20 protein-coding genes are annotated in these 21,222 nt (G+C 52.5%); 10 read left to right on the forward strand and 10 right to left on the reverse strand.

What is annotated here, in order from left to right:
- Positions 1-44: 44 nt before the first annotated feature.
- The 5 genes from gyrB to dnaA all read right to left on the reverse strand — a co-directional run bounded on the left by gyrB (position 45) and on the right by dnaA (position 6,793).
- A complete protein-coding gene (gene gyrB, locus JUF22_RS12030; protein WP_203646582.1) occupies positions 45-1,991 on the reverse strand; it encodes a DNA topoisomerase (ATP-hydrolyzing) subunit B in 1,947 nt (648 codons plus the stop codon).
- Between the two features lie 3 nt (positions 1,992-1,994).
- A complete protein-coding gene (recF, locus tag JUF22_RS12035; RefSeq protein ID WP_203646584.1) occupies positions 1,995-3,146 on the reverse strand; it encodes a DNA replication/repair protein RecF in 1,152 nt (383 codons plus the stop codon).
- The gene (gene yaaA, locus JUF22_RS12040; protein ID WP_203646591.1) at positions 3,146-3,373 is read right to left on the reverse strand and encodes a S4 domain-containing protein YaaA; all 228 of its coding nucleotides are present in this window, start codon (positions 3,371-3,373) and stop codon (positions 3,146-3,148) included. The genes recF and yaaA overlap by 1 nt, the downstream gene beginning before the upstream one ends.
- A gap of 652 nt (positions 3,374-4,025) precedes the next feature.
- Complete coding sequence (dnaN, locus tag JUF22_RS12045) at positions 4,026-5,165, reverse strand: DNA polymerase III subunit beta (RefSeq protein WP_125764914.1); 1,140 nt, start codon at positions 5,163-5,165, stop codon at positions 4,026-4,028.
- A gap of 269 nt (positions 5,166-5,434) precedes the next feature.
- On the reverse strand, positions 5,435-6,793 hold the full coding sequence (gene dnaA, locus JUF22_RS12050) for a chromosomal replication initiator protein DnaA (protein WP_125764912.1): 1,359 nt from the start codon (positions 6,791-6,793) through the stop codon (positions 5,435-5,437).
- Positions 6,794-7,328: 535 nt separating this feature from the next.
- On the opposite strand from dnaA, the gene rpmH reads away from it, so the two are divergent.
- The 8 genes from rpmH (at position 7,329) to JUF22_RS12090 (ending at position 14,778) form a co-directional block, all read left to right on the forward strand.
- Positions 7,329-7,463: a 50S ribosomal protein L34 gene (rpmH, locus tag JUF22_RS12055; protein ID WP_081624573.1), complete on the forward strand. Its 135-nt coding sequence runs from the start codon at positions 7,329-7,331 to the stop codon at positions 7,461-7,463.
- A gap of 95 nt (positions 7,464-7,558) precedes the next feature.
- Positions 7,559-7,915, forward strand: coding sequence for a ribonuclease P protein component (gene rnpA / locus JUF22_RS12060; RefSeq protein WP_125583415.1), 357 nt, complete (start codon positions 7,559-7,561; stop codon positions 7,913-7,915).
- Between the two features lie 11 nt (positions 7,916-7,926).
- A complete protein-coding gene (gene yidC, locus JUF22_RS12065; RefSeq protein WP_203640147.1) occupies positions 7,927-8,760 on the forward strand; it encodes a membrane protein insertase YidC in 834 nt (277 codons plus the stop codon).
- 479 nt (positions 8,761-9,239) lie between these two features.
- Entirely contained in the window at positions 9,240-10,031 is a 792-nt protein-coding gene (gene jag / locus JUF22_RS12070) for an RNA-binding cell elongation regulator Jag/EloR (protein ID WP_203646593.1), read from the forward strand.
- Between the two features lie 261 nt (positions 10,032-10,292).
- Positions 10,293-11,687 (forward strand): tRNA uridine-5-carboxymethylaminomethyl(34) synthesis GTPase MnmE, encoded by a 1,395-nt coding sequence (gene mnmE, locus JUF22_RS12075; RefSeq protein WP_203646595.1) that lies wholly within the window; start codon positions 10,293-10,295, stop codon positions 11,685-11,687.
- Between the two features lie 60 nt (positions 11,688-11,747).
- A complete protein-coding gene (gene mnmG, locus JUF22_RS12080) occupies positions 11,748-13,658 on the forward strand; it encodes a tRNA uridine-5-carboxymethylaminomethyl(34) synthesis enzyme MnmG (protein WP_203640140.1) in 1,911 nt (636 codons plus the stop codon).
- 389 nt (positions 13,659-14,047) lie between these two features.
- A complete protein-coding gene (locus JUF22_RS12085; protein WP_203646597.1) occupies positions 14,048-14,434 on the forward strand; it encodes a hypothetical protein in 387 nt (128 codons plus the stop codon).
- An 80-nt stretch (positions 14,435-14,514) separates the two neighbouring features.
- Positions 14,515-14,778: a type II toxin-antitoxin system Phd/YefM family antitoxin gene (locus JUF22_RS12090; RefSeq protein WP_191988070.1), complete on the forward strand. Its 264-nt coding sequence runs from the start codon at positions 14,515-14,517 to the stop codon at positions 14,776-14,778.
- Here the strand turns inward: JUF22_RS12090 and JUF22_RS12095 are convergent.
- From JUF22_RS12095 to JUF22_RS12110, 4 genes are all read right to left on the reverse strand, one after another.
- Complete coding sequence (locus tag JUF22_RS12095; RefSeq protein ID WP_203646604.1) at positions 14,775-15,458, reverse strand: YjjG family noncanonical pyrimidine nucleotidase; 684 nt, start codon at positions 15,456-15,458, stop codon at positions 14,775-14,777. The genes JUF22_RS12090 and JUF22_RS12095 overlap by 4 nt on opposite strands.
- Positions 15,459-15,649: 191 nt before the next feature.
- Positions 15,650-15,916, reverse strand: coding sequence for a hypothetical protein (locus JUF22_RS12100; RefSeq protein WP_203646605.1), 267 nt, complete (start codon positions 15,914-15,916; stop codon positions 15,650-15,652).
- A 109-nt stretch (positions 15,917-16,025) separates the two neighbouring features.
- The gene (gene brnQ / locus JUF22_RS12105; RefSeq protein ID WP_373306118.1) at positions 16,026-17,342 is read right to left on the reverse strand and encodes a branched-chain amino acid transport system II carrier protein; all 1,317 of its coding nucleotides are present in this window, start codon (positions 17,340-17,342) and stop codon (positions 16,026-16,028) included.
- A 111-nt stretch (positions 17,343-17,453) separates the two neighbouring features.
- Positions 17,454-18,101 (reverse strand): NAD(P)-dependent oxidoreductase, encoded by a 648-nt coding sequence (locus JUF22_RS12110; protein WP_203646609.1) that lies wholly within the window; start codon positions 18,099-18,101, stop codon positions 17,454-17,456.
- A gap of 107 nt (positions 18,102-18,208) precedes the next feature.
- Between JUF22_RS12110 and JUF22_RS12115 the strand changes: the two genes are divergently transcribed.
- Entirely contained in the window at positions 18,209-18,766 is a 558-nt protein-coding gene (locus JUF22_RS12115) for a GNAT family N-acetyltransferase (protein WP_125764894.1), read from the forward strand.
- A gap of 119 nt (positions 18,767-18,885) precedes the next feature.
- Here the strand turns inward: JUF22_RS12115 and JUF22_RS12120 are convergent, their stop codons facing one another.
- Positions 18,886-19,398, reverse strand: coding sequence for an acyl-CoA thioesterase (locus JUF22_RS12120; RefSeq protein ID WP_203646683.1), 513 nt, complete (start codon positions 19,396-19,398; stop codon positions 18,886-18,888).
- 262 nt (positions 19,399-19,660) lie between these two features.
- On the opposite strand from JUF22_RS12120, the gene JUF22_RS12125 reads away from it, so the two are divergent.
- Entirely contained in the window at positions 19,661-20,902 is a 1,242-nt protein-coding gene (locus tag JUF22_RS12125; RefSeq protein ID WP_203646611.1) for a condensation domain-containing protein, read from the forward strand.
- Positions 20,903-21,222 lie beyond the last annotated feature (320 nt).

The raw sequence follows: 21,222 nt of genomic DNA on the forward strand, positions 1-21,222 counted from the left end.
GATCATCAGCCAAATTTTTACCCTCCGTTCTTGCCTAACACTGACTAAACATCCAACTCAGCAAAGGTGGCATTGTCTTCAATGAATTCACGCCGGGGAGCAACCTTGTCCCCCATCAGCATGCTAAAGACTTGGTCTGCGTTGATGGCGTCATCGGCGTCAACCCGCAAGAGCCGTCGGTTGTCAGGGTTCATCGTGGTATCCCAAAGTTGTTCGGCATCCATTTCCCCTAACCCTTTGTACCGTTGAATCTGAGGCTTGGGTGCTGGTGGTAACTGCCCCAGTAATTCCTTCAATTCATCGTCGCTGTCCAGGTAACGCTGCATCTTCCCTTGACGCACCCGGTAGAGCGGTGGGCAAGCGATGTACACGTAACCGGCATCCAACAATGGCCGCATGTAGCGGTAGACCAGCGTCAGCAGGAGCGTCCGGATATGGGCGCCATCGACATCGGCATCGGTCATGAGAATCAGTTTGTGATAGTTGGCTTTAGACACGTCAAAATCGTTACCAAAGCCGGTCCCCATGGCGGTAAACAGCGAACGAATTTCTTCGTTGGCCAGAATCCGGTCCATTGAGGCCTTTTCCACGTTCAAAATCTTCCCCCGAATTGGCAGGATGGCTTGAGTCAACCGCGAACGGCCCTGCTTAGCAGAACCACCGGCGGAATCCCCTTCGACAATGAACAGTTCGGAAATAGCTGGGTCCTTGGACGTGTTATCGGCCAATTTCCCAGGCAGGTTAGAGATTTCCAACCCACTCTTCTTCCGGGTAACTTCCCGAGCCCGCTTAGCGGCAACCCGGGCTTTAGACGCCAGTGTCCCCTTGTCTACAACCTTGCGGGCCACGTCAGGGTGTTCCATTAAGAAACGCATGAAGTGGTCAGCAAACGTGTGATCCACGGCGGTCCGGGCATCTGAGTTCCCTAACTTGGTCTTGGTTTGACCTTCAAATTGGGGATCCGGATGTTTCACGGAAACCACGGCGGTCAAGCCTTCCCGGACGTCATCCCCGGTCAAGTTAGGTTCGTTATCCTTCATCAGCTTGTTTTGCCGGGCATAATCGTTCACGACCCGCGTCAAAGCACGCTTGAACCCTTCTTCATGGGTCCCACCTTCGTAGGTGTGGATGTTGTTGGTAAAGGTCAACAGGTTGTTGTGGTAATCATCAGTGTATTGTAAGGCCACTTCAACCGTAATCCCGTTCTCTTCCCCTTCAACGTAGATTGGGGGTTCGAACAGGGTTTCTTTGTTTTCGTTTAAAAAGTCAACGTAGTGGCGAATCCCACCTTCGTAGAGAAAATCGTCTTCGGTTGGCGTTTCCGGACGTTCATCACGGATGGTGATGCGTAAGCCCTTGTTTAAGAAAGCCAGTTCCCGGATTCGGGTCCGCAACGTCTTGATATCAAACGTCGTCGTTTCCCGGAAGATATCTGGGTCTGGCAGGAAGTGAACGATCGTGCCATGTTGTTCTTCGGGCAAGCCCTCTTCGATCACCTTCATCGGAGAGACCACGTGACCCCGGTTAAAGGTCATCCCGTACTTCTTGCCACCACGAATAACTTGGGCATCTAGTTCAGTCGACAGGGCGTTCACGACGGAAGCCCCGACCCCATGCAGACCACCGGAGACCTTGTACCCGCCACCGCCGAATTTACCACCGGCATGCAAGATAGTGAAAACCGTTTCTAACGCTGGTTTCCCGGTCTTCTTTTGGATATCGATAGGAATTCCCCGGCCATTATCGGTCACGGTAATACTGTTATCCTTGTTGACCGTCACGTGAATTTCGTTGGCGAAGCCCGCTAAGGCTTCATCAATCCCGTTATCCACAATTTCCCAGACCAAATGGTGCAGGCCTTGGGCGCTGGTCGAGCCAATGTACATTCCGGGACGCTTACGAACCGCTTCCAAGCCCTCTAAGACTTGAATTTGGCTGGCATCGTATTCCTTCGCCTGTTCTGCTTTGGTTTCATGTTCGTAATCAGCCACTGCCTAATCCTCCTTTGTTGCTGCGTCGTTATCTGGCGACGCGTCGGCCACCACGGTTCCATCAGCCACGTGAAAAATGGTTGGGTCCTTAATCAGTTGGCGGGTGATACCGCTCAAACTGGTGGTGGTAATAAACGTTTGGACTTTATCCTGAATTGCCGTCAGCAAGTGGGTCTGCCGGGCATCATCTAATTCAGAGAGCACATCATCTAGAAGTAACACGGGGTATTCCCCGGTCTCTTCCTTCATCAAATCAATCTCAGCGAGCTTGACACTAAGCGCCGTGGTGCGTTGCTGGCCCTGTGACCCGAACGTTTGGACATTCTTGTCATTGACCTGAAAATGCAAATCATCACGATGTGGCCCCACCAGCGTTGTCCCCTGGTAAAGCTCCTTGTCGCGTTGCTTAGCGTAAAGCGCCGTGAGCGCGGCACAGATGGTCTTGGCGTCCGTTAACTGGTCGTCAGGCACCTGTGTGGCGTAGTGAAACGTCAATTCCTCACGTTGTTGTGAAATTTCCGCGTGAATCGCCTGGGCCCAATGCTCCAGCTTGTGCAGCATGGTCAAGCGTTGCGCGATAATCTCAGCCCCGTACGCTGCCAATTGATCCGATAACACCGACAAAAAAAGGAGGTCCTTTTTTTGTTTGTGCTGGAGATCCTTTAGGTAGCGGTTCCGTTGCTTTAACAACGTGCGGTACTGACTTAGGTTGTAGAGATAACGCGGATTCATTTGACCAAATTCCATGTCCATGAAGCGGCGACGCACGGACGGCGCCCCCTTAACAATGGCCAGGTCTTCCGGCGCAAATAGAATCACGTTGAGCTGGCCCACGTACTGTGACAACCGGGCCTGCTCCAGGTGATTCACCTTGGCGCGTTTCCCCTGCCGCGAAAAAGTCAGCTCCAACGGTACCGACCCGGCAGCTTTGACCACCCGGCCACTGACCTTCGCCGTTTTGGCTTGCCAGTTGACCAAATCATGGTCGTTAGCCGTCCGGTGGCTGCGCGTCAGCGCCAACACGTAAATGGCCTCTAATAGATTGGTCTTGCCCTGCGCATTTTCTCCCAACAAAACGTTGATGCCCTTGCCCAGCTGCAGATCAGCAGTTGGGTAGTTGCGAAAATGCTGCAACTGCAACTCTTGCAAATACATTATTCACCCTGCTTTGAGCGTATAAAAAATAATCCTACTTCAGGTACGTCGACCGTATCGCCTGGATACAGCTTGCGGCCCCGACGATTATCTGGCTCGTCATTGACGTTTACGGTGTTTTCCCGCAAATACCATTTGGCTTGGCCACCCGTACTGATAACGGATTCTTCTTTGAGCATCTGGCCCAAAGTCATGTAGGGCGTCTCAATGAAAACTTCTTTTTTCACAATTTCACCCCTTAATTTTCTTCTCTTATATTATACCGCTTTTTAACGAAAAGGTACAGATGAACAACCTTATTTTTGCCGTCTGAGACGATTTATACCATTCTTGATATTTTTGCTAAAAAACCGGTAAATTTGCTCAGAATCAAAAATAGCCCGGTTATGGCCGAAATCCCATAATTTTTAGCTTTAATTTCAATAAAAATCGTTATGTAACGTCTGACTCCGGTCAAATGCGCACGCAATGGGCTATTTTTGCCGCGAATTTAGCTTGGTTTCACGAGAAGCCTGACAGAAAATCGGTGGGCCTAACAACCTAATCGTCGGGCCGTCTCTCGTGAGGTGCACCAATCAGATTAGGAGGAACAGATTCTATGTTCAAGGCACCTAACCAGGCACCAGACCGTGGTCCCCAAATTTTAGAAGCACTGGCCGACATTTTGGGAAACCACAGGCTGTGGCCAACAAAAGTAGGCCCTATTGGCACATCTGCCTGATCATTTCAGTCGGTCTTGTCTCAGAATACCGCCTGCTCGCCACCCTATTTCATTTTCCCTTTATCACGAACAGCGCACAGAAAAACGCCGTCTCCTCAACGGGAAACGGCGCTTGTGAATTGGCTTGTGAATTGGCTTGTGAAACTGCTTGTGAAATTTTAGAACGTCCGCACTGGCGTGATCAACTGAATAAAGTTGCTGGTATCTTCAGTTGGCACCAACGTGAATGGCCGCAAGGCTGAGGTGAAAGCCACGCGAATCGTGCTTTGGCCAAATGACCGCAGCGCATCCTTCATGTAATCAGGGTTGAAGGAAATTTCGAGATCTTCCCCATCAAGCGCTTTAGGAGCTAACTCTTCTTCAACGTTCCCGACATCAGGTGAGTTACTGAAGATGGTCACTTGGTTATCGGCTGGCGTCAACGTTAGCTTAACCACGTTGTTCCGGGATTCGTGAGACAACAGAGAGGCCCGTTCAACAGCGGACAACAATTCTGGTGCTTCGAATTCAACGGTCGTGGAGGCTTCCTTGGGAATCAACCGCGACGTGTCAGGGTAATTGCCTTCCAGTAAGCGTGAGTAGAACGAGGTGTCACCCAGCAAGAAGAGGACTTGGTTTTCTGAGAATTGCATCTTCACGTCAGCCTTGTCATCCCCGATCATCCGGGACAATTCGGTCAGACTCTTCCCAGGAATAATCACGTCAAAGGTGGCATCACTGTGGGTTGGCAACGCAATTTGGCGTTGGCTCAACCGGTGACTGTCTGTGGCAACGGCTAAGAACTGGTCCTCAGACAACACGAAATGCACCCCGGTCAGGATCGGCCGACTTTCTTGGTTGGAAACGGCAATAACCGTTTGGCCAATCAATTCCTTGAAGACGGCGCCAGATAAGACCACGGAATCAGCCGCGTCAATTTCTGGCAAATGGGGATAGTTGTTGGCGTCTTGGCCGTTGATGTTAAAGGCTGCGGCACCAGAAGTGATTTCTGTTTGGAAACCATCCTTAACGGCCACGGTCATTTCCTTTTCAGGCAACCGCTTGACGATTTCACTGAAGAACCGGGCAGTTAAGACAATGGAACCAGGTTCATCAATGCTTAAGCCAATATCAGGATCATCGGCCCGAATCAAGGTTTCAATAGAAATATCCGCATTGGACCCCGTTAAAAGTAACCCTGCGTCACTCGCAACAATTTTTAACCCCGTCAAAATGGGAATCGTGGTCTTTGATGAGATGGCACGGGAGACGTTGTTCAGTTCCTTAATGAACGCAGCCCGGTTGATGGTGAATTTCATAAACTGACACTCCTTTTCGTGGTGCAGGTAGTTTAACTTAATTAAAAGAAAAAAATAGTAGCCGTAGTAGAGCGGTGTATTCTGTGGATAACTTTGAGGAACATCCTGTGTTACTAGTCTTTCCACCTGTGGATAACTTGTGGATAACTTTGATGTTTTTAGAATCTTATCCACACCGTGTTCGGTGCGACCCAATTAATCATACCGCAGTTGGTCACAAAAAGACCGTCGCGAGTCTGCCAAAATTGGGTGACCCGGGACTATCCGTCCTAGCGCCGCAGTTCATCTTTGAGACTATCAATATCTTTTTGAAGCTCGGCGTCGGTCTTCAACGATTCGGTAATTTTATCGTAAGCGTGGATGACCGTGGTGTGGTCCTTGCCGCCAAACTCGTTCCCGATGCGGGGCAGTGACGCCTCGGTCAGTTCACGAGAAAGGTACATGGCAATTTGCCGGGGCATCACGATGGCTTTCTTGCGTTTCTTCCCCTTTAGATCCTTGAGGGAAACGTTAAAGTAGTCGGCCACGCGGTCTTGAATCACGGGAATCGTGATGGCATCACTGGCATTGGCTAGGTTCAAACTCTTCAGCGCTTCTGCGGCCAAGTCAGTGGTAATTGGCTGGTGCATCAACTGCGAATAAGCCTGAACGCGGGCCAGCGCGCCCTCTAATTCACGGACGTTGGAATCGATTTGCCCGGCAATGTAGCTGAGCGTGTCGTCGGGGATGTCAATTTGATCGGCATCGGCCTTGTTCCGTAAGATAGCGATTCGTGTTTCCAAGTCTGGCGGCGTGATATCCACGGATAATCCCCAGGCAAACCGCGAAACGAGGCGGTCTTGAAGCTTAGGAATTTCGTTGGGTAAGCGGTCAGACGTCAGCACGATTTGCTTGCCGTCGTCGTAGAGGGCATTGAATGTATGGAAGAACTCTTCTTGCGTTCCTTCCTTATTAGCAAAGAACTGAATATCATCGACCAGTAGCAGATCAACGTTGCGGTACTCCTGACGGAACTGCTCCTGCGTCCGAGTTTGAATCGCATTAATAAAGTCATTCGTGAAAGCCTCGCTAGTCACGTATTTGACCTTGGTGTCTGGGCGATCTTCTAGCATTTTGTTGCCAATCGCGTGCATCAAGTGGGTCTTGCCCAACCCAACGCCACCATAGAAGAACAGCGGATTGTACATCACGCCGGGTTCTTCGGAGACCACCAAGGCCGCAGCATGGGCCATTTGGTTGCCTTTTCCGATGACGAAAGTGTCAAACGTGTAGCGGGAGTTCAGCGCCGTTTCCTTCATAAAGGTTGGCGTGGGTTCGGTTGGGACGGCTTCCCCTGGGGTCGCGGTCTTGGCCTTGAGCGTTGCTTGTTGCTGACGCTCCCCTTCCAAAATAAGAACGGGCTGAATATCTTCGTGAGCGGCTTGGTATGCGTATTCTACCAATTGCTGGTCCAGGTGTTGATGGGTCCAGTAATCACGATGCAGGGGTGATGGGAGTTCCAACGTTAATTTGTTGCCGTTCAGGGCAATCGGCTTGGCTGTTTCAATCCAAGTCGCGTAGGCTGTCGTCTGGCTGTTTTCTTTAAACAGCTTTTTGATGTCAGCCCACAAAGTTAACATATCTGGCACTGATGTATCCCCCTATTTTAGTTTAGATGCTCATTTGACGTTTGGACGGACTCCGACCAAACGAAAACGTAAGTCCAGTGTAGCATGAAGAAAAAAAGTTTTCCACAGGGTATTGTGGGGTGTGCATAATTGTTTCACAGGAAGTGAATAGAGTTATCCACAGGGCTGTGAGAAACTGTGGATAAAATTCGCTTAATATAGTTATGCACACCCATCTGTGGACTTAAAACACGACAGCAACAAGTGTTTCACAAGTTATCCACAGAATGCACAAATCCTAATTTTTAGAAATAAACAGGCTGTGGAACGGTGGATAACTCGGTTGGCAAGTCCGGAATAACTTTTTCGAAAAAGTTGAGTTATCCACAAGCAAAGTGCATGAAACAAATTTTGCTGGGAACAACTTTTTTTATGAAATGCCAAGTTGCTGTTTCATTTCTCCTTTCTTTATGCTATTATGTTCAGGAAATGCATTTAGTATTTGTCTGGCAACACCAGATAAAAAATAGTCATAGATAAGAGAGGAGATTTTACGATGAAGCGCACTTTCCAACCAAAGAAACGTCACCGTTCCCGTGTCCACGGCTTCCGCAAGCGCATGAGCACTAGCAATGGCCGTCAAGTATTAGCACGTCGCCGTCAAAAGGGACGTAAAGTATTGTCTGCATAGGCCGCTGAAGCTTCAGTGGTCTTTTTATTTTATCTGCGGGGAGACTGGAACACCAATCCCGCGCGGACTGTAAATCGAGAATTTTGGAGATGCACATGCGAAAATCTTACCGCATTAAGAAAGAAGCGGAATTTCAGCAGGTCTTTGAAACCAGGAATTCAGTCGCAAACCGGCAATTCGTGGTCTACTCAATGGAAAAACCTAACCAGAAGCACTTTCGGGTCGGCATTTCCGTCGGGAAAAAGATTGGTAACGCCGTTCACCGTAACTGGGTGAAGCGCCGGATCCGGCAGAGCCTTCTCGAGTTGAAGCCATACCTGAAGCAGGATGTGGATTTTCTCGTGATTGCGCGGCCCCGAGCGGACGGTATCAGTATGCCCGATGCGAAAAGCAGCATGATTCACGTGTTAAAGTTAGCGAAACTACTGGATTCCAACTATAGCGAGGAATAAACGTGAAAAACGTGAAAAAGTACAAACGTACCCTACTTATGCTGGGCATTGTGAGTTTGGTCTTTATCCTCTCCGCTTGTAGCAACAAGCCAATCACCAATCAAAGTACCGGGATCTGGGACGGTTTAATCGTCTTAAACTTCTCGCGGGCGATTATCTGGTTGGCCAACTTGTTCGGCGGCAGTTACGGTGTCGGGATCATCGTCTTCACCATTATCATTCGGGTGATCTTGTTACCACTGATGATCTTCCAAACGCGCAGCATGCGGAAGACCCAAGAGGTTCAACCGCAACTGAAGGCCCTCCAAAAGAAATATTCGTCTAAAGACCGCGAAACCATGGCTAAGTTGCAGTCCGAACAACAGAAATTGTATTCGGAAGCCGGCATCAACCCCGTGATGGGGTGCTTGCCAGCCTTGGTTCAACTGCCAATCATCTGGGCTTTGTACCAGGCCATTTGGCGGACGGCCGTTCTGCGGTCCGGGACCTTCCTGTGGTTACAATTGGGCCACAAGGACCCGTACTTCATTTTGCCAATCTTGGCGGCCTTAGCGACGTTCGCAAGTTCGTGGTTAACCACCAAGTCAGCACCGGAAACCAACTCCATGAACATGATGATGGTCGTCGGGATGCCCGTGGTGGTCTTCTTCACCGCCTTAAACGTGGCTTCGTCACTGTCCCTGTACTGGACGGTTTCCTACATTTTCCAAGTGGGCCAAACCTTACTCATTCAAAATCCGTGGAAGATTCAAGCGGAACGCGATGAGAAAGAAAGAGAAAAGTCCAAGCATGACCGTGCCGTTAAGAAAGCTGTTCGGCGGGCCAAGCAAAGTAAACGTAAGTAAAACCAATGAAAATGCATTTCTGAGTCGTCCTGGCAATTTGCTAGGGCGGCTTTTTTGTCGTTGTTAGTGAAACTGGGTAAAGGCCATTCGTTCCCAACGGCGGATTCAACCTACCCGGCTATGGGGTCGGTTCCAGCCTGTGGAGCGGGCTTCCACCTCGACTTTGAGCCGAAGGACGTTCTCAAAGGTCGTCCCGTGGTCTAAGTAGAGAAATTTCGCTCTACTAAGACCACCGACACAGCAGGGGACTTTGATCCGCCTCTGGTCACTAACAATGGCCCAGCTTCGCTAAGGTCGTGGCTGACACTGATAGGACTTGTCACAGCTTTCCTTTCGACGCCACGTCGTTACCTTAACAAAATCACCTTCACCTCCTTTCAGTGGGGTGTGCGCGGCTCTGCAACGAACATCCGAGTAACGGGGACCTGACGCGTTATGGTATACTAGTGCTTAGCGAAAAAGACATGGAGGAATGGACGATGACGATCTACACGGGGAAAACGGAAGAGGCAGCGATTGCGGCGGGACTGGCCGCACTGAATACGAGTCGCGACCAAGTCGTAACCAAGGTGGTCACCGCTCCACGGAAAGGCTGGCTGGGAATTGGCCGGCGTGACGCCATGGTTGACGTGACGTTGAAGCCCGTTGCCAAGGAAATGGCTGCAGAAAAGGACGTGCCGGCTAAAGCCGCGCCACGTTCAGCGGCCACCCAACCCACGACTAAGCCGGCGCCTGTCACGGCCAAAACGGCGACTGAGCCAGCACAACCGGTTGCCCCTAAACCGGAACCGGTCGATCCCGCTAAACGCCGTCAGCAGCGTCAGGCGGCCATAGACGGGGTCCAGGATTACCTGGCGACCATCGTTGAACAGCTCGGTATCGATGCTACCCTTGAGGTCGAAAGCACGGCGCACCGGCAGATTCACTTGTCCTTTACGACCGACAAGGAGGGCCTGCTGATTGGGAAGCATGGTCGGACCATCAACGCCCTGCAGAGTCTGGCCCAGCTGTACTTGAACCATCATGGCGCCGCTCATGTGGACGCTGTGTTGGACGTGGCGGGTTACCGCGAACGGCGGACGATTACGCTATCTCGGCTGGCCGAAAACACAGCCCGCGAGGTTGTGGCGACCGGTAAGCCCATCTATTTGGATCCGATGCCCTCATTTGAACGCAAACAGATTCATGCCGTCCTGGCAAAGAACCGTTACGTCACGACTTATTCGGCAGGAAAAGAACCCCACCGCGCCGTTGTGATCGAGCCGGCTTAGTTTCTGTTTGACAAATGAGGCGTTAGCCCTTATAGTGAAGACAATCATTCTTATCAAGTTTACGATAAAGTAGTGAAAGTACTTTATCCACGCACAGTTAGGTGGCGTGGAGTAGGTGCTTTTTTTTATGGCGTTAAATGATACGCCCGGTGCGTTAACGCTTGATAAGAAAACAAGCATGTAACCAATACAGGATAATCAAGACGGGTCAAACGGGTGGTTAGCACCTGTTTGATCCGCAGATAAAAAGGAGGATGGCTCATGGCAGTCACCACAACAGAATTTGATACGATTGCGGCAATTTCTACCCCGCCTGGTGAAGGGGGCATCTCCATCATTCGGTTGAGTGGAGAAGAGGTCTTCGCCGTTGCCAGCAAGCTATTTAAGGGGGCCGATTTGACCCAGGTTGGGAGTCACACGATTCACTACGGTCACATCATGGACCCCGAAACCAACGAAGAGGTCGATGAGGTCATGGTCACCGTGATGCGGGCACCGAAAACCTACACCAAGGAAGATATCATCGAGATCAACTGTCACGGGGGTATCGTGGCCACAAACCGGATCTTACAGCTGTGCCTGAGCTATGGCGCACGGTTGGCCGAACCCGGTGAATACACCAAGCGGGCCTTCTTAAATGGCCGAATCGATTTGACCCAGGCCGAGTCCGTGATGGACTTGATTCGGGCCAAAACGGACAAGTCGATGAAGGTTGCTTTAGACCAACTGGACGGGGATTTGTCTAAACTGATTCGGAATTTACGGCAAGACATCCTCGATGCCCTGGCCCAAGTTGAAGTCAATATCGACTATCCCGAGTACGATGACGTGGAAACCATGACCACCAAAATGCTGCTAGAGAAGGCCCAAGAGGTCCAAAAGCAAATCAAGGTGCTCCTATCCACGGCTAAGCAAGGGAAGGTCTTGCGCGAAGGATTAGCCACGGCAATCGTTGGCCGGCCTAACGTTGGGAAGAGTAGTCTGTTGAACCACCTGCTGCACGAGGACAAGGCCATCGTGACCGACGTTGCCGGGACCACGCGTGACGTGATTGAAGAATACGTCAACGTCAAGGGTGTGCCGCTCAAGTTGATCGATACGGCTGGGATTCGGGATACCCAGGATAAGGTCGAAAAGATTGGGGTTGAACGCTCGCGGAAGGCCATCAACACCGCCGATTTGGTGATGTTGGTGCTGAACGCCAGTGAGCCGTTGACCGCCGAAGACCGTGAGCTGTTAACCGCCACGGCTGACACCCAACGTATTCTTATTTTAAACAAAACGGACCTGCCAAAACAACTTGATATGACCGCGGTGAAGGCTGCGGCCGGTGATAGCCCGATTATTGAGACGTCCATTTTACAAAGTACCGGGATGGATCAATTGGAATCCACTATCGCGCACCTGTTCTTTGATGAAGGCATCGAGTCCAGCCAAAACACCGTGATGGTCACCAACGCTCGGCACATTGGTCTGTTACATCAGGCCAACGACGCCCTGGATGACGTGCAACACGGGATTGCGGCGGGGATGCCCGTCGACCTGGTGCAAATTGATATGACGCGGGCTTGGGACCTGCTCGGTGAAATTACCGGGGACAGTTACCAAGACGAGTTGCTCGACCAGTTGTTTAGCCAATTCTGTTTAGGCAAATAAAACCATAAAAGAGACCGCTTGGCCGCTCCCATCAGCGGCTAGGCTTGGAGGGAAAGAAGCATGACTGAAGTAATTGCATATCCCGGTCAGGACTACGACGTCATCGTCGTGGGTGCCGGCCACGCTGGTAGTGAAGCCGCATTGGCCGCTGCTAGAATGGGCAACAAGACCCTGTTAATGACGATCAACCTGGACATGGTGGCCTTTATGCCATGTAACCCGTCCGTCGGGGGCCCAGCTAAGGGTATCGTCGTCCGTGAAATTGATGCCTTGGGTGGCGAAATGGGTCGTAATATTGATAAGACCTACGTCCAAATGCGGATGCTCAACACGGGTAAAGGCCCAGCCGTCCGCGCTTTGCGGGCACAAGCTGACAAGCACGCCTACCACGCTGAAATGAAGCACACCATCGAACGCGAACCCAATTTGACCTTGCGTCAAGGCATCGTGGACGACCTGATCGTGGAAGATGGCGTCTGCAAAGGGGTCATCACCAACACCGGGGCCCACTACAGCGCCAAGGCCGTGGTCATTGCGGCCGGTACCGCTGCTCGCGGGAAGATTATCATCGGGGAACTGATGTATTCTTCCGGCCCGAACAACTCCCAACCAGCCACCAAGCTGACGGCTAACCTGCCTAAGTACGGCTTTGACCTGGAACGGTTCAAGACGGGGACGCCACCACGGGTCGATGGGAACACGATTCATTACGATGAAACCGAGGAACAGCCGGGTGACGTGGAGCCGAACCACTTTAGCTTCACCACGCCAGACAGTGCCTATTTAGACCTGAAAAACCAGCTCTCTTGCTGGTTGACCTACACCAACCAAAAGACGCATGAAATCATCAAGGCCAACCTGGACCGCGCCCCAATGTTTACCGGCGTGATCGAAGGGGTCGGCCCCCGTTACTGCCCATCCATCGAAGACAAGATCGTCCGGTTCGCTGACAAGCCCCGGCACCAACTCTTCTTGGAGCCAGAAGGCCGGAACACCGACGAATGGTACGTTCAGGGCCTTTCAACCTCGATGCCTGAAGAAGTGCAACAGAAGATTTTGCACTCCATCAAGGGGTTAGAGGATGCCCAGATGATGCGGCCAGGCTACGCCATCGAATACGATGTTGTGTCGCCCTACCAATTGCGGCCAACGTTGGAAACGAAGCCGTTGAAGAACCTGTTCACCGCTGGTCAGACCAACGGGACGTCCGGGTACGAAGAGGCGGCAGGCCAAGGACTGTTAGCCGGTATCAACGCCGGTTTGCGGGCCCTGGGCAAGCCAGGCTTCACGTTGAAGCGTTCTGACGCCTATATTGGGGTCATGGTCGATGACTTGGTTACCAAGGGAACGAACGAACCTTACCGTCTGTTGACGAGTCGGGCCGAATACCGGTTGATCTTGCGGCACGACAACGCTGACCTGCGTTTGACGGCCAAGGGCCACGAATTAGGCCTGATCAGCGACGAGCGCTATGCAGATTTCTTAGCCAAGAAGGCCGCCTTGAAGGCTGAGCTGGACCGGTTAAACAGCATTCGCATCAAGCCAAGCGCTGAGATCAACGCCTTCATTGAGAGTCATGGCGACAAGCCGTTACAAGACGGTGTTCTCGCTGCTGTCTTCCTGCGGCGGCCGTATGTCGACTACCAAACGTTGGCACAGTTCATTCCAGCCCCAGAACAGCCGTTAGACCGCCACATCATTGAGGAAATCGAGATTTCCCTGAAGTACGCCGGCTACATCAAGAAGGCTGAGGACAACGTGGTTAAATTGAAGCGGATGGAAGCCAAGGCCATCCCCGCTAAGATCGACTACGATGCCATCGACGGGCTCGCAACCGAAGCTCACCAAAAGTTGAAGAAGATCCAACCCGAGACGTTGGCTCAAGCCAGCCGAATCAGTGGGGTCAACCCCGCCGATATCGCCATCCTGAGCGTGTACATCGAACAGGGGAAGATTGCTAAAGTTGACTAGTTAATACGAAACTAGCGAGTCGTGTGGGCGATTTTCTAGGTGAATGCCTAGTCCCCCGAGTGATTCGGTAGTAAATAAAAATAGGACTCCCATTGGTTAGCAGCTTAGCCAATGGGAGTCCTATTTGTTATTAATAATTAATTATTAAATATAGATATTGATAATTAAAAAGATAGTATACAAGACCTTTACCAATTCTTTGCAGAAACACAACAGTCGTCCGGTAAAGTGGGGGATGTAGTGAGACAACCAAGAGAGTGGCGCACTGATGCGGGTGACTTGGTCGACTCGGTTTGTGCGACCCCCTTAATCTTTGAAAAATAGCCTGGGCAACACCATTTAGGGGCAATCGGTGGGAAGCTGCTGATTGAAAACGAGGGGCGTTTTAGATGCAAACGAGTCTGTTGATCATCGGCATCATCTTGGCGTTAGCCAGTCATTGGCAGCATCATCGCGTCATGGATCAGTTACACCAACGTGGTGGCCAGCTTAAAGGGCAGTTGGCCCGCAACCATACGATTTACCACGGCTTGCTGTACCTGGGCGTCCTGTACGTGGCACTGGGCCTCTGGCACCCTACGTGGCTGAATGCCCGGGTACTGGGACTGCTGTCGATCGTCAACGCCGTGGCTATCGTCATTGGCTGGTATCAGCGGCGGCACCACCATTATCCAGTTGCATCGCGTCGGTTATGGCACCAACAGGCTTGGTACCTCCTCGGCAGTCAGCTCATACTGGCCGCTGTTTTGCTGGGGACGTTGCTAAGCCGCACCTAAAATAAATGAGATTGCCGTCCGTTAGCGGGTTGGAGTGCCGACGTTAACGGGCGCTTTTTTACCCCAGAGGAGGCGTTTTCGTGAAACACTATACACCGTTAGCTGCACAACAAGATTTAGATGTCATTCTGGCCGCCGTTCACCGGCTTCAGGAGACCGTCGTCATTACCCCCACGGATGGGGATGATACGCAAGCTGCCGTCCTGTTACCCAAACGTGAGTGGGAAGCGATGGCCGAGCTGGCGTTTTTGGTACAACCCAGTGTGACCGATAAGACACCTAAGCTCACCCCAACGCCCCGGCGCTTTGAGCACGTGGACATGGAGAATATGGAGTGGGGCTAGTCGAGAATTAAAGGCGTCAGGCTAGCGTAGGAATCCACCTCAAAGGTGGGCCGGAACGCTGCTGAATTGGTGGTGTGGTGGGGATTGAACCAGACATTGGCCAAGCCAGCGTTGATGGCACCCTGGATGTCAGAGCGCAGGCTGTCGCCGACCATGAGCGTGTTCGTCGCCGTCATGGCTGGATAGGCGGCCTTGATGGGCGCGAAGAACCGCTGGTCGGGCTTGTCATAGCCGACATCTTCGGAGATGTAGATCTGATCAAAGAACGTGGCAATGCCAGATCCCGCTAACCGGCTTTCTTGCACGGACTTGGTACCGTTAGTCCCGGCAATCAGTGTCACGCCAGCCTGGGCTAGTTGCGTCAGAAAGGCCGTGGCCCCAGGCAACGTGTAGTAGTTATGGTTGAGCATGCTCTTGTACTGGGCCTCGATGGCGGGGCCGTCCACGGTCATGCCAAATGCAGCGAAGGTCCGGGCAAACCGGGTGTCCAGTAAGGGACCACGGTCGGCGCCCTGTTCGATGCGCTGCCAGATACCGTGATTGATGGTCAGGTAGGCATCCATGGCGGCTGGCACGTCGGGGGCACCATACTGGTTGAGAATGGCCGTCACACCTTCCGTTTCACCTCGTGTAAAGTCGAGGAGGGTGTCGTCGAGGTCAAAGATTGCGTATTTTTTCATGAGAGCCGCCTTTCGAAACGTTTTTTCTGAGTTTAGCATAGATTCAGGGATTCGCAAGGAACGGCCAATTTAAAAGACCGCGGGCCAATCAAAACTACTGAAGCAGTTCAGTGGTGGCGAGTGGCCCGCGGTCTTTTTGTCGTGCCAAAAGAAAAAGGCCTCATCATCGTGGGGATGATGGGACCTGGTGGTTAGGCGCCGCCACCAAGGGCGAACGCCTTAACGATGGAGAGAGCCAGAAACGTAATTTGAATGCCGAGGTCAATGCGGTTAAGCGAGTGAGTATCGGCTGTGCTTTCAAAGACATTGAAGTGAAGCATCGCCGTAATCAACGAACTGAAACAAAGAAAGGCGGCTAAGATGGGATTGCTAGCGAGTAACATCGCGACTAGCATCACCAATGTTAGAATCATAACGCCAATCTTGAGTGGGGTAGCTGGGTAACGTACGTGAGTCATCCGAAACACCTCGTTTCACTTAATGAGAATATGGCCATACGATTAGAACTTACGTCTATTTTACCAGATTTTCTCATTTAATGGGAGTGAAACGACGATATTTTTTTCGTTAATTGGTGTGACGGTCAAAAAGATGGCTCAGCAGCCAGCCGAGGAGACAGCCTATCAGAGCGGGAACTGCCCAGCTAAATCCTTGTGCAGCCAGCGGTAGGCGATTATTTAACGCCAGAATCCCCTGAGCCCAGTCGGCCCGTTGCCAGGCGGCGGGAAGAGCGGCCACGGCGGAGAAAATCGCCGGAATCAGGGTGAAGAGCATCCCCAGGCCAAAGAGCCAGCGGCTGGTGCCCAAAATCGGTGAGCACACGGCCAAGATAATCAGGACGATGGCTAGTGGATAGAGGAACATCAACACGGGTGTCGAATAGCTGATCAGCTTGGTCAGGCCAACGTTGGCAAATAAACAGGGAAGCGCCGCAGCGAAAATGGTCAGACTCACGTAAGATAGCCGAGGAAACAGGCCGTGAAGCGTGTCCCCAAAGGCTGAGATCAGGCCGATCGCCGTCTTCAGGCAGGCAATGATCACGATCAGTGCGAGCAAGAGATTCCCAAACGTCCCGAAGTAGTAGTCGGCAATCTGGGCGAGGGTGATGCCCCCATTTTCCGCAACGGCAAACTGGCCGAGACTCATGGTCCCCATCAGGGCCAGCAGCGAGTAGATGATCCCCATGAGGACCACACAGATGATGCCGGCCTTGATTACGTCCTTGGCAATCTGGCCGGGCTCGGTCACGCCCAGCTGACGAATGCTATCGATGACGACGATGCCAAATGCCAGGGAGGCCAAGGCGTCCAGCGTGTTGTAGCCCTCCGTGAAGCCGGTTGCTAGGGGACTGGCCACGTACGCCCCGCGCGCTGTAGCGTGAAAGCCGCCCATGGGTTTGATGAAGGCCGCCAGCATCAGGAGGCCCAGCAGCACCAGAAAGGTCGGTGTGAGCCATTTGCCAATGTAGACCATTAGCGTACCGGGATTCCGGGCTAGCGCCCAAGCGACGAGGAAGAAGAGCACGGAGAAAATTGCCAATACCCACCCCTGCTGGGCGTGATGGACGAACGGTGCCAGACCAATTTGAAAGGAGGTCGTGGCGAGTCGGGGGAGCGCAAAAAATGGACCCACGGTGAGGTACAGCAGGATGGTGAAGGTGTAGGCAAACGGCCGGTTGACCTTGGTTGCCAGGTCGAAGACGCCCTCACTGCGGGTCAGCCCAATGCCGGCGACCCCCAGGAGCGGCAAGCCAATCCCCGTGAGCAGGAGGCCGACGATGGCCGCCCCCACGTGACTACCAGCCTGTTGGCCTAGAAAGACGGGGAAAATTAAGTTGCCGGCACCGAAGAACAGCCCGAACAGCATCATGCCGATGAACAACATTTCCCGCCAATTTAATTTTGTTTTCAAAGTAATCGCAACTTTCTATGTCAGAGTTTTACCGCAGACTAGCATACCAAAAAACGCCGCCAGATGATATGGCGGCGTAGCGGTTTAGTTATCTGCCACCGTAAAACGGGTCTGGTGGTGTTGCGGATTCTCGATTTCATCTAAGATGGCAACGGCCATGGTGCCGGCACTAGTACCGGATTCGCCTTGGTCATTGGCCAACAGCTCATCGGTGCCTAATTTAGCTGCTGTGGCCTCGCCGGGATGGAAGTTGGCGGCAGGGGAGACGCCAAACCAGTTCACGTTGTCGACGTCGCGTAAGAAGGTTAATTCCTTCAACTGGTTCTGGGGAACACTAATGAAGCTGGCGGCCTCGGGTGCCTGTTCCAGATCGTGCACGAACAGGTGCTGGTCGTCACCGGTCAACAGGCTGCCTGCGCCCAAAATGAAGGCTAGACGGGGCGTCGTGGTTTCCCGCAACTGACTGACCAGATGAGTGGCCAAGTCTACGTGCAGGTAAGCCTGAGCGGGGGCGGTCGCAAATGCATCAACCACCACATCACTGGCGGTGAGGTCAGCGGTCGTCAGTTGAAAGGCGTCTTGGGTGCGCGTCGTCAGGTTTGGGTTGGCCGGAAGCTTCGCCAATTTTTCCTCTGAGCGGGCCAGGGCCGTGACACTGTGACCACGTTTTAAGGCTTCGGCAACAATGGCAGAGCCGGCCATCCCGGTGGCACCAATAACAGTAATTTTCATAGATGAAAGTCCTCCTTTTTCGTTGCGTTTAGTATAGGCTAGTTGGTCGGTAGCGACAACGATTTTAACCTGTGGTAGAGTAAAAGAAAACAGAGGGGGTCACGACCATGAAGGACGTGGTACAAGGTAGCTTGGTACACTTAACAGAAATGCGGGATGGGGATGCCGAATGGCTCCAGGATACGCAGTGGGAGCCCGGCCTCTTGCGCAATCTGTCGGCGGATGCCTTTCATCCGTTTACGGCGGCGGAATACAGTGAACTGGCCGCGGAACCCGACAACAATGAGCGCTTCTTTTTCATGGTGCGGGCCAACGCTGATGACGGGTTGCTGGGGTGGGTCATGTTAGATGACGTGTATTTTAAAAATCGGCGGGCAACGTTGGGTATCGCCCTGCCAGTCGCCAGTGATCGTGGTCAGGGGTTCGGTGAAGATACGCTGAACACGGTGCTAGCGTTTGCGTTCAATGAACTCGGCCTGCACAAGGTCACGCTGGAGGTCAATGCCAATAACGTGCCGGCCATCCACGCCTATCAGGCGGTCGGCTTCGTGCGTGAAGGCATCAATCGCGAGGGCGTCTACCAGGATGGCCGCTGGCTGGACCTGTATTCGTACGGCATCCTCGCTAGTGAGTGGCAGGATGTTTCACGTGAAACAGAAGAATAGATGCTGAAAAATGGTCGACAGTCCCTGAGCTATTGGGATGTCGGCCATTTGGTTTGTGATTAAATTGAGGATGAATTCCGTACGAGGGACTTAGTCAGAATGTTTCATGTGGAACATTCTTAAATTGGCCACGGGGACTCGATGGAGACATGGGCATTCAAATCCGTCTGTTCGCTCCGCCGTTCCTTCCGTTGGGCATTTCGTTTGGCGTAGCCGTCACAGATGTAGCGTTGTTCATCGGTCACGGGCGTCATTGGTGGCAGTGGATTGGTGGATGTCGCGTCCTCAATCACGTAGGTGATGAAGCAGGTGAAACCGACGAAGCGTTTGCCGGTCGTCAGGTTCTCGCCGATGATCTTCACGAAGACTTCTAGCGAACGGGTCCCCGTGCCACTAACATAGGCTTCCAGGCACATGGAGTCGTCCAAATGGAACGGTTTGAGGAAGCTGACGTGGTCGAAAGAAGCGGTCACGACGGTCTTGTGGGTCAGGCGGACAGCTGCTACGGAAGCGCTATCATCTACCAGCGACAAAATTTTACCGCCAAAGACGGATTCGTGTTCGTTTAAATCTGGTTGAAAGACCCGGTGACTGGTCACGATAAGCGTGGCATTGCAGGAAACGGGCGTCATTACATTAGTCAAATTGGTTCACCTCATTAATAGAATAACCTTTGGCTGGGACCCGGCGAGCGGAGTCGGTGCTCGTGGTGGATAGCTAACCGCCCAGCCAAATGGCGTTGCACTTCCTCCATTCTAACAGAGTGGGCTGTAAACGGCGATAGGGGCCGCAAGTTACAGCTTTATTAATTTTTATCAATATCTATGTGAAATAGGCGAATGACGCCGGCCGGCTTGCTATACTGAACGTAAATTAGTAAGGAGGGGTGTTTTCATGATCTATCATGGTGAACCGTTGGACTTGATGCCAACGCTGGATTTGGCGGAAACGTACCCGTTACTCGAGTGCACACTGAGCCTGACGCACCCCATTGACGTTGCGCGGCTAAAAGCAGCCGTTGCGACCACCCAAACAGTGGTCCCTCAAGTGTTGGGCCGCTACAACTTACGCTGGAACCGCTTTGAAGATGCGGCGGATTCCCTGGACCAAGTGATTGAAGAAATCCCGGCGATTCACGACCCGGGGCGGGGCAACCTGGACGTTTTGACCGGGCCCCAATTAAAAATTCAGATCATTCACCATCCGGCTTACGACGCCCTGCGCCTGTCAATGAGCCGCTTGTTAACGGATGGCGAGGGCTTTAAGCATTACCTGTACCTGTTGGCCGCGGCCTACGATGGCGAGGACCTGGCCAACTTTATCAATGAGCGTAGCGTGCGCAAAATTTTAGCCCACCTACGCCATCCCCATCGGGCGCTACCAACGTTGAATGGCAACTCGGACGAGACCTTTCCGAGTCTCCAAGGGGACGTGCACCATCACCGTGGCGAGGCGACCATCCCCCGGGTGGTGAGTCGGCGACTGCGGCAACGGACCCAGACGGAAAATGTGACAATGAATGCCATGCTCCTGTCAGCTTACGCGCTGTCGCTCTTTGCCTTAACTGGTGAAAAGCAGCTGATTATTCCCTATCAGGTCGACCTACGTTTACACGGCCCAGTGGCCGCCAGCAACGTGGTTCAGGTCGCCAACCTGACTAGCGAAATGCCCATCCCGATTACGGTTGAAGATGGCGACCGGCTAGGCGACGTGGTCCAACGCACGCAAGCCACCATCAGTCGGCTACGTGACGAGTTGGCCTACCTGCCACCGCTGGTCGAATTGAATCGGATGAGTCGGGCGCTGCCACCGCAACTGGTGCGGCGATTGGCCGAAAAGCACCGCCCGCAAGCGGCCATTTCGTTTGCTAACTTCGGTCATATTGATCACACCCGCTTGGACTTTGGTGGCGTGGCGGTCACGCAGATTTACTTTGCTGGGGCTTACCGCACGATGCCGCATTTCCAGCTGACCGTGAGCGTGTATCATGATGCCTGGACGTTGGCCTTCCGCATGTTGGGGTCCGAACCGGACTATCAATTAGGCATTAAAATTTTAAAGAACGTCGTCGCCCAGCTGACACAGTGGGGACGTGAAGATCTGCCGGACAACTGCCGACTAGCTGACGAAGGCTAGGTAGTGGTTAGGCAGACGCGAAAAGGGACTGTGACGGTTGTCACAGCCCCTTTTGTCAATCCAATTAAGGTGAGTGCCGCTAGTAACGCCACGTCCTTTGGGGGGAGTGCGATTCGTTAACTGGCGTGATCTGCATTTTTAGTGGACGGCCTTAATACGTTGTTTCACTTGCAGTGTAGCATAGGTCGCTGGTTGGCTGGTGGTGAGTGACTTGGCTGTGACCCAGAGTGGCCGAAGTGGCTAAAAAACGCCCACAGTTAACCTAATCACCTAACCAACGGGGGTGAAAATGAGCTGGAATGCGATGACAGGCGTTCCCG

It is taken from the genome of Levilactobacillus lanxiensis (assembly GCF_016861655.1).
Taxonomy (GTDB): Bacteria; Bacillota; Bacilli; order Lactobacillales; family Lactobacillaceae; genus Levilactobacillus; species Levilactobacillus lanxiensis.

Coding starts and splice junctions, on each gene's coding strand:
- mnmG (WP_203640140.1), top strand. CDS start 11,748: ATGACTGAAGTAATTGCATATCCCGGTCAGGACTACGACGTCATCGTC.
- JUF22_RS12110 (WP_203646609.1), bottom strand. CDS start 18,101: ATGAAAATTACTGTTATTGGTGCCACCGGGATGGCCGGCTCTGCCATT.
- mnmE (WP_203646595.1), top strand. CDS start 10,293: ATGGCAGTCACCACAACAGAATTTGATACGATTGCGGCAATTTCTACC.
- JUF22_RS12125 (WP_203646611.1), top strand. CDS start 19,661: ATGATCTATCATGGTGAACCGTTGGACTTGATGCCAACGCTGGATTTG.
- jag (WP_203646593.1), top strand. CDS start 9,240: ATGACGATCTACACGGGGAAAACGGAAGAGGCAGCGATTGCGGCGGGA.
- rnpA (WP_125583415.1), top strand. CDS start 7,559: ATGCGAAAATCTTACCGCATTAAGAAAGAAGCGGAATTTCAGCAGGTC.
- JUF22_RS12100 (WP_203646605.1), bottom strand. CDS start 15,916: ATGACTCACGTACGTTACCCAGCTACCCCACTCAAGATTGGCGTTATG.
- recF (WP_203646584.1), bottom strand. CDS start 3,146: ATGTATTTGCAAGAGTTGCAGTTGCAGCATTTTCGCAACTACCCAACT.
- JUF22_RS12095 (WP_203646604.1), bottom strand. CDS start 15,458: ATGAAAAAATACGCAATCTTTGACCTCGACGACACCCTCCTCGACTTT.
- rpmH (WP_081624573.1), top strand. CDS start 7,329: ATGAAGCGCACTTTCCAACCAAAGAAACGTCACCGTTCCCGTGTCCAC.
- JUF22_RS12120 (WP_203646683.1), bottom strand. CDS start 19,398: ATGACGCCCGTTTCCTGCAATGCCACGCTTATCGTGACCAGTCACCGG.
- brnQ (WP_373306118.1), bottom strand. CDS start 17,342: ATGTTGTTCATCGGCATGATGCTGTTCGGGCTGTTCTTCGGTGCCGGC.
- dnaN (WP_125764914.1), bottom strand. CDS start 5,165: ATGAAATTCACCATCAACCGGGCTGCGTTCATTAAGGAACTGAACAAC.
- JUF22_RS12115 (WP_125764894.1), top strand. CDS start 18,209: ATGAAGGACGTGGTACAAGGTAGCTTGGTACACTTAACAGAAATGCGG.
- JUF22_RS12085 (WP_203646597.1), top strand. CDS start 14,048: ATGCAAACGAGTCTGTTGATCATCGGCATCATCTTGGCGTTAGCCAGT.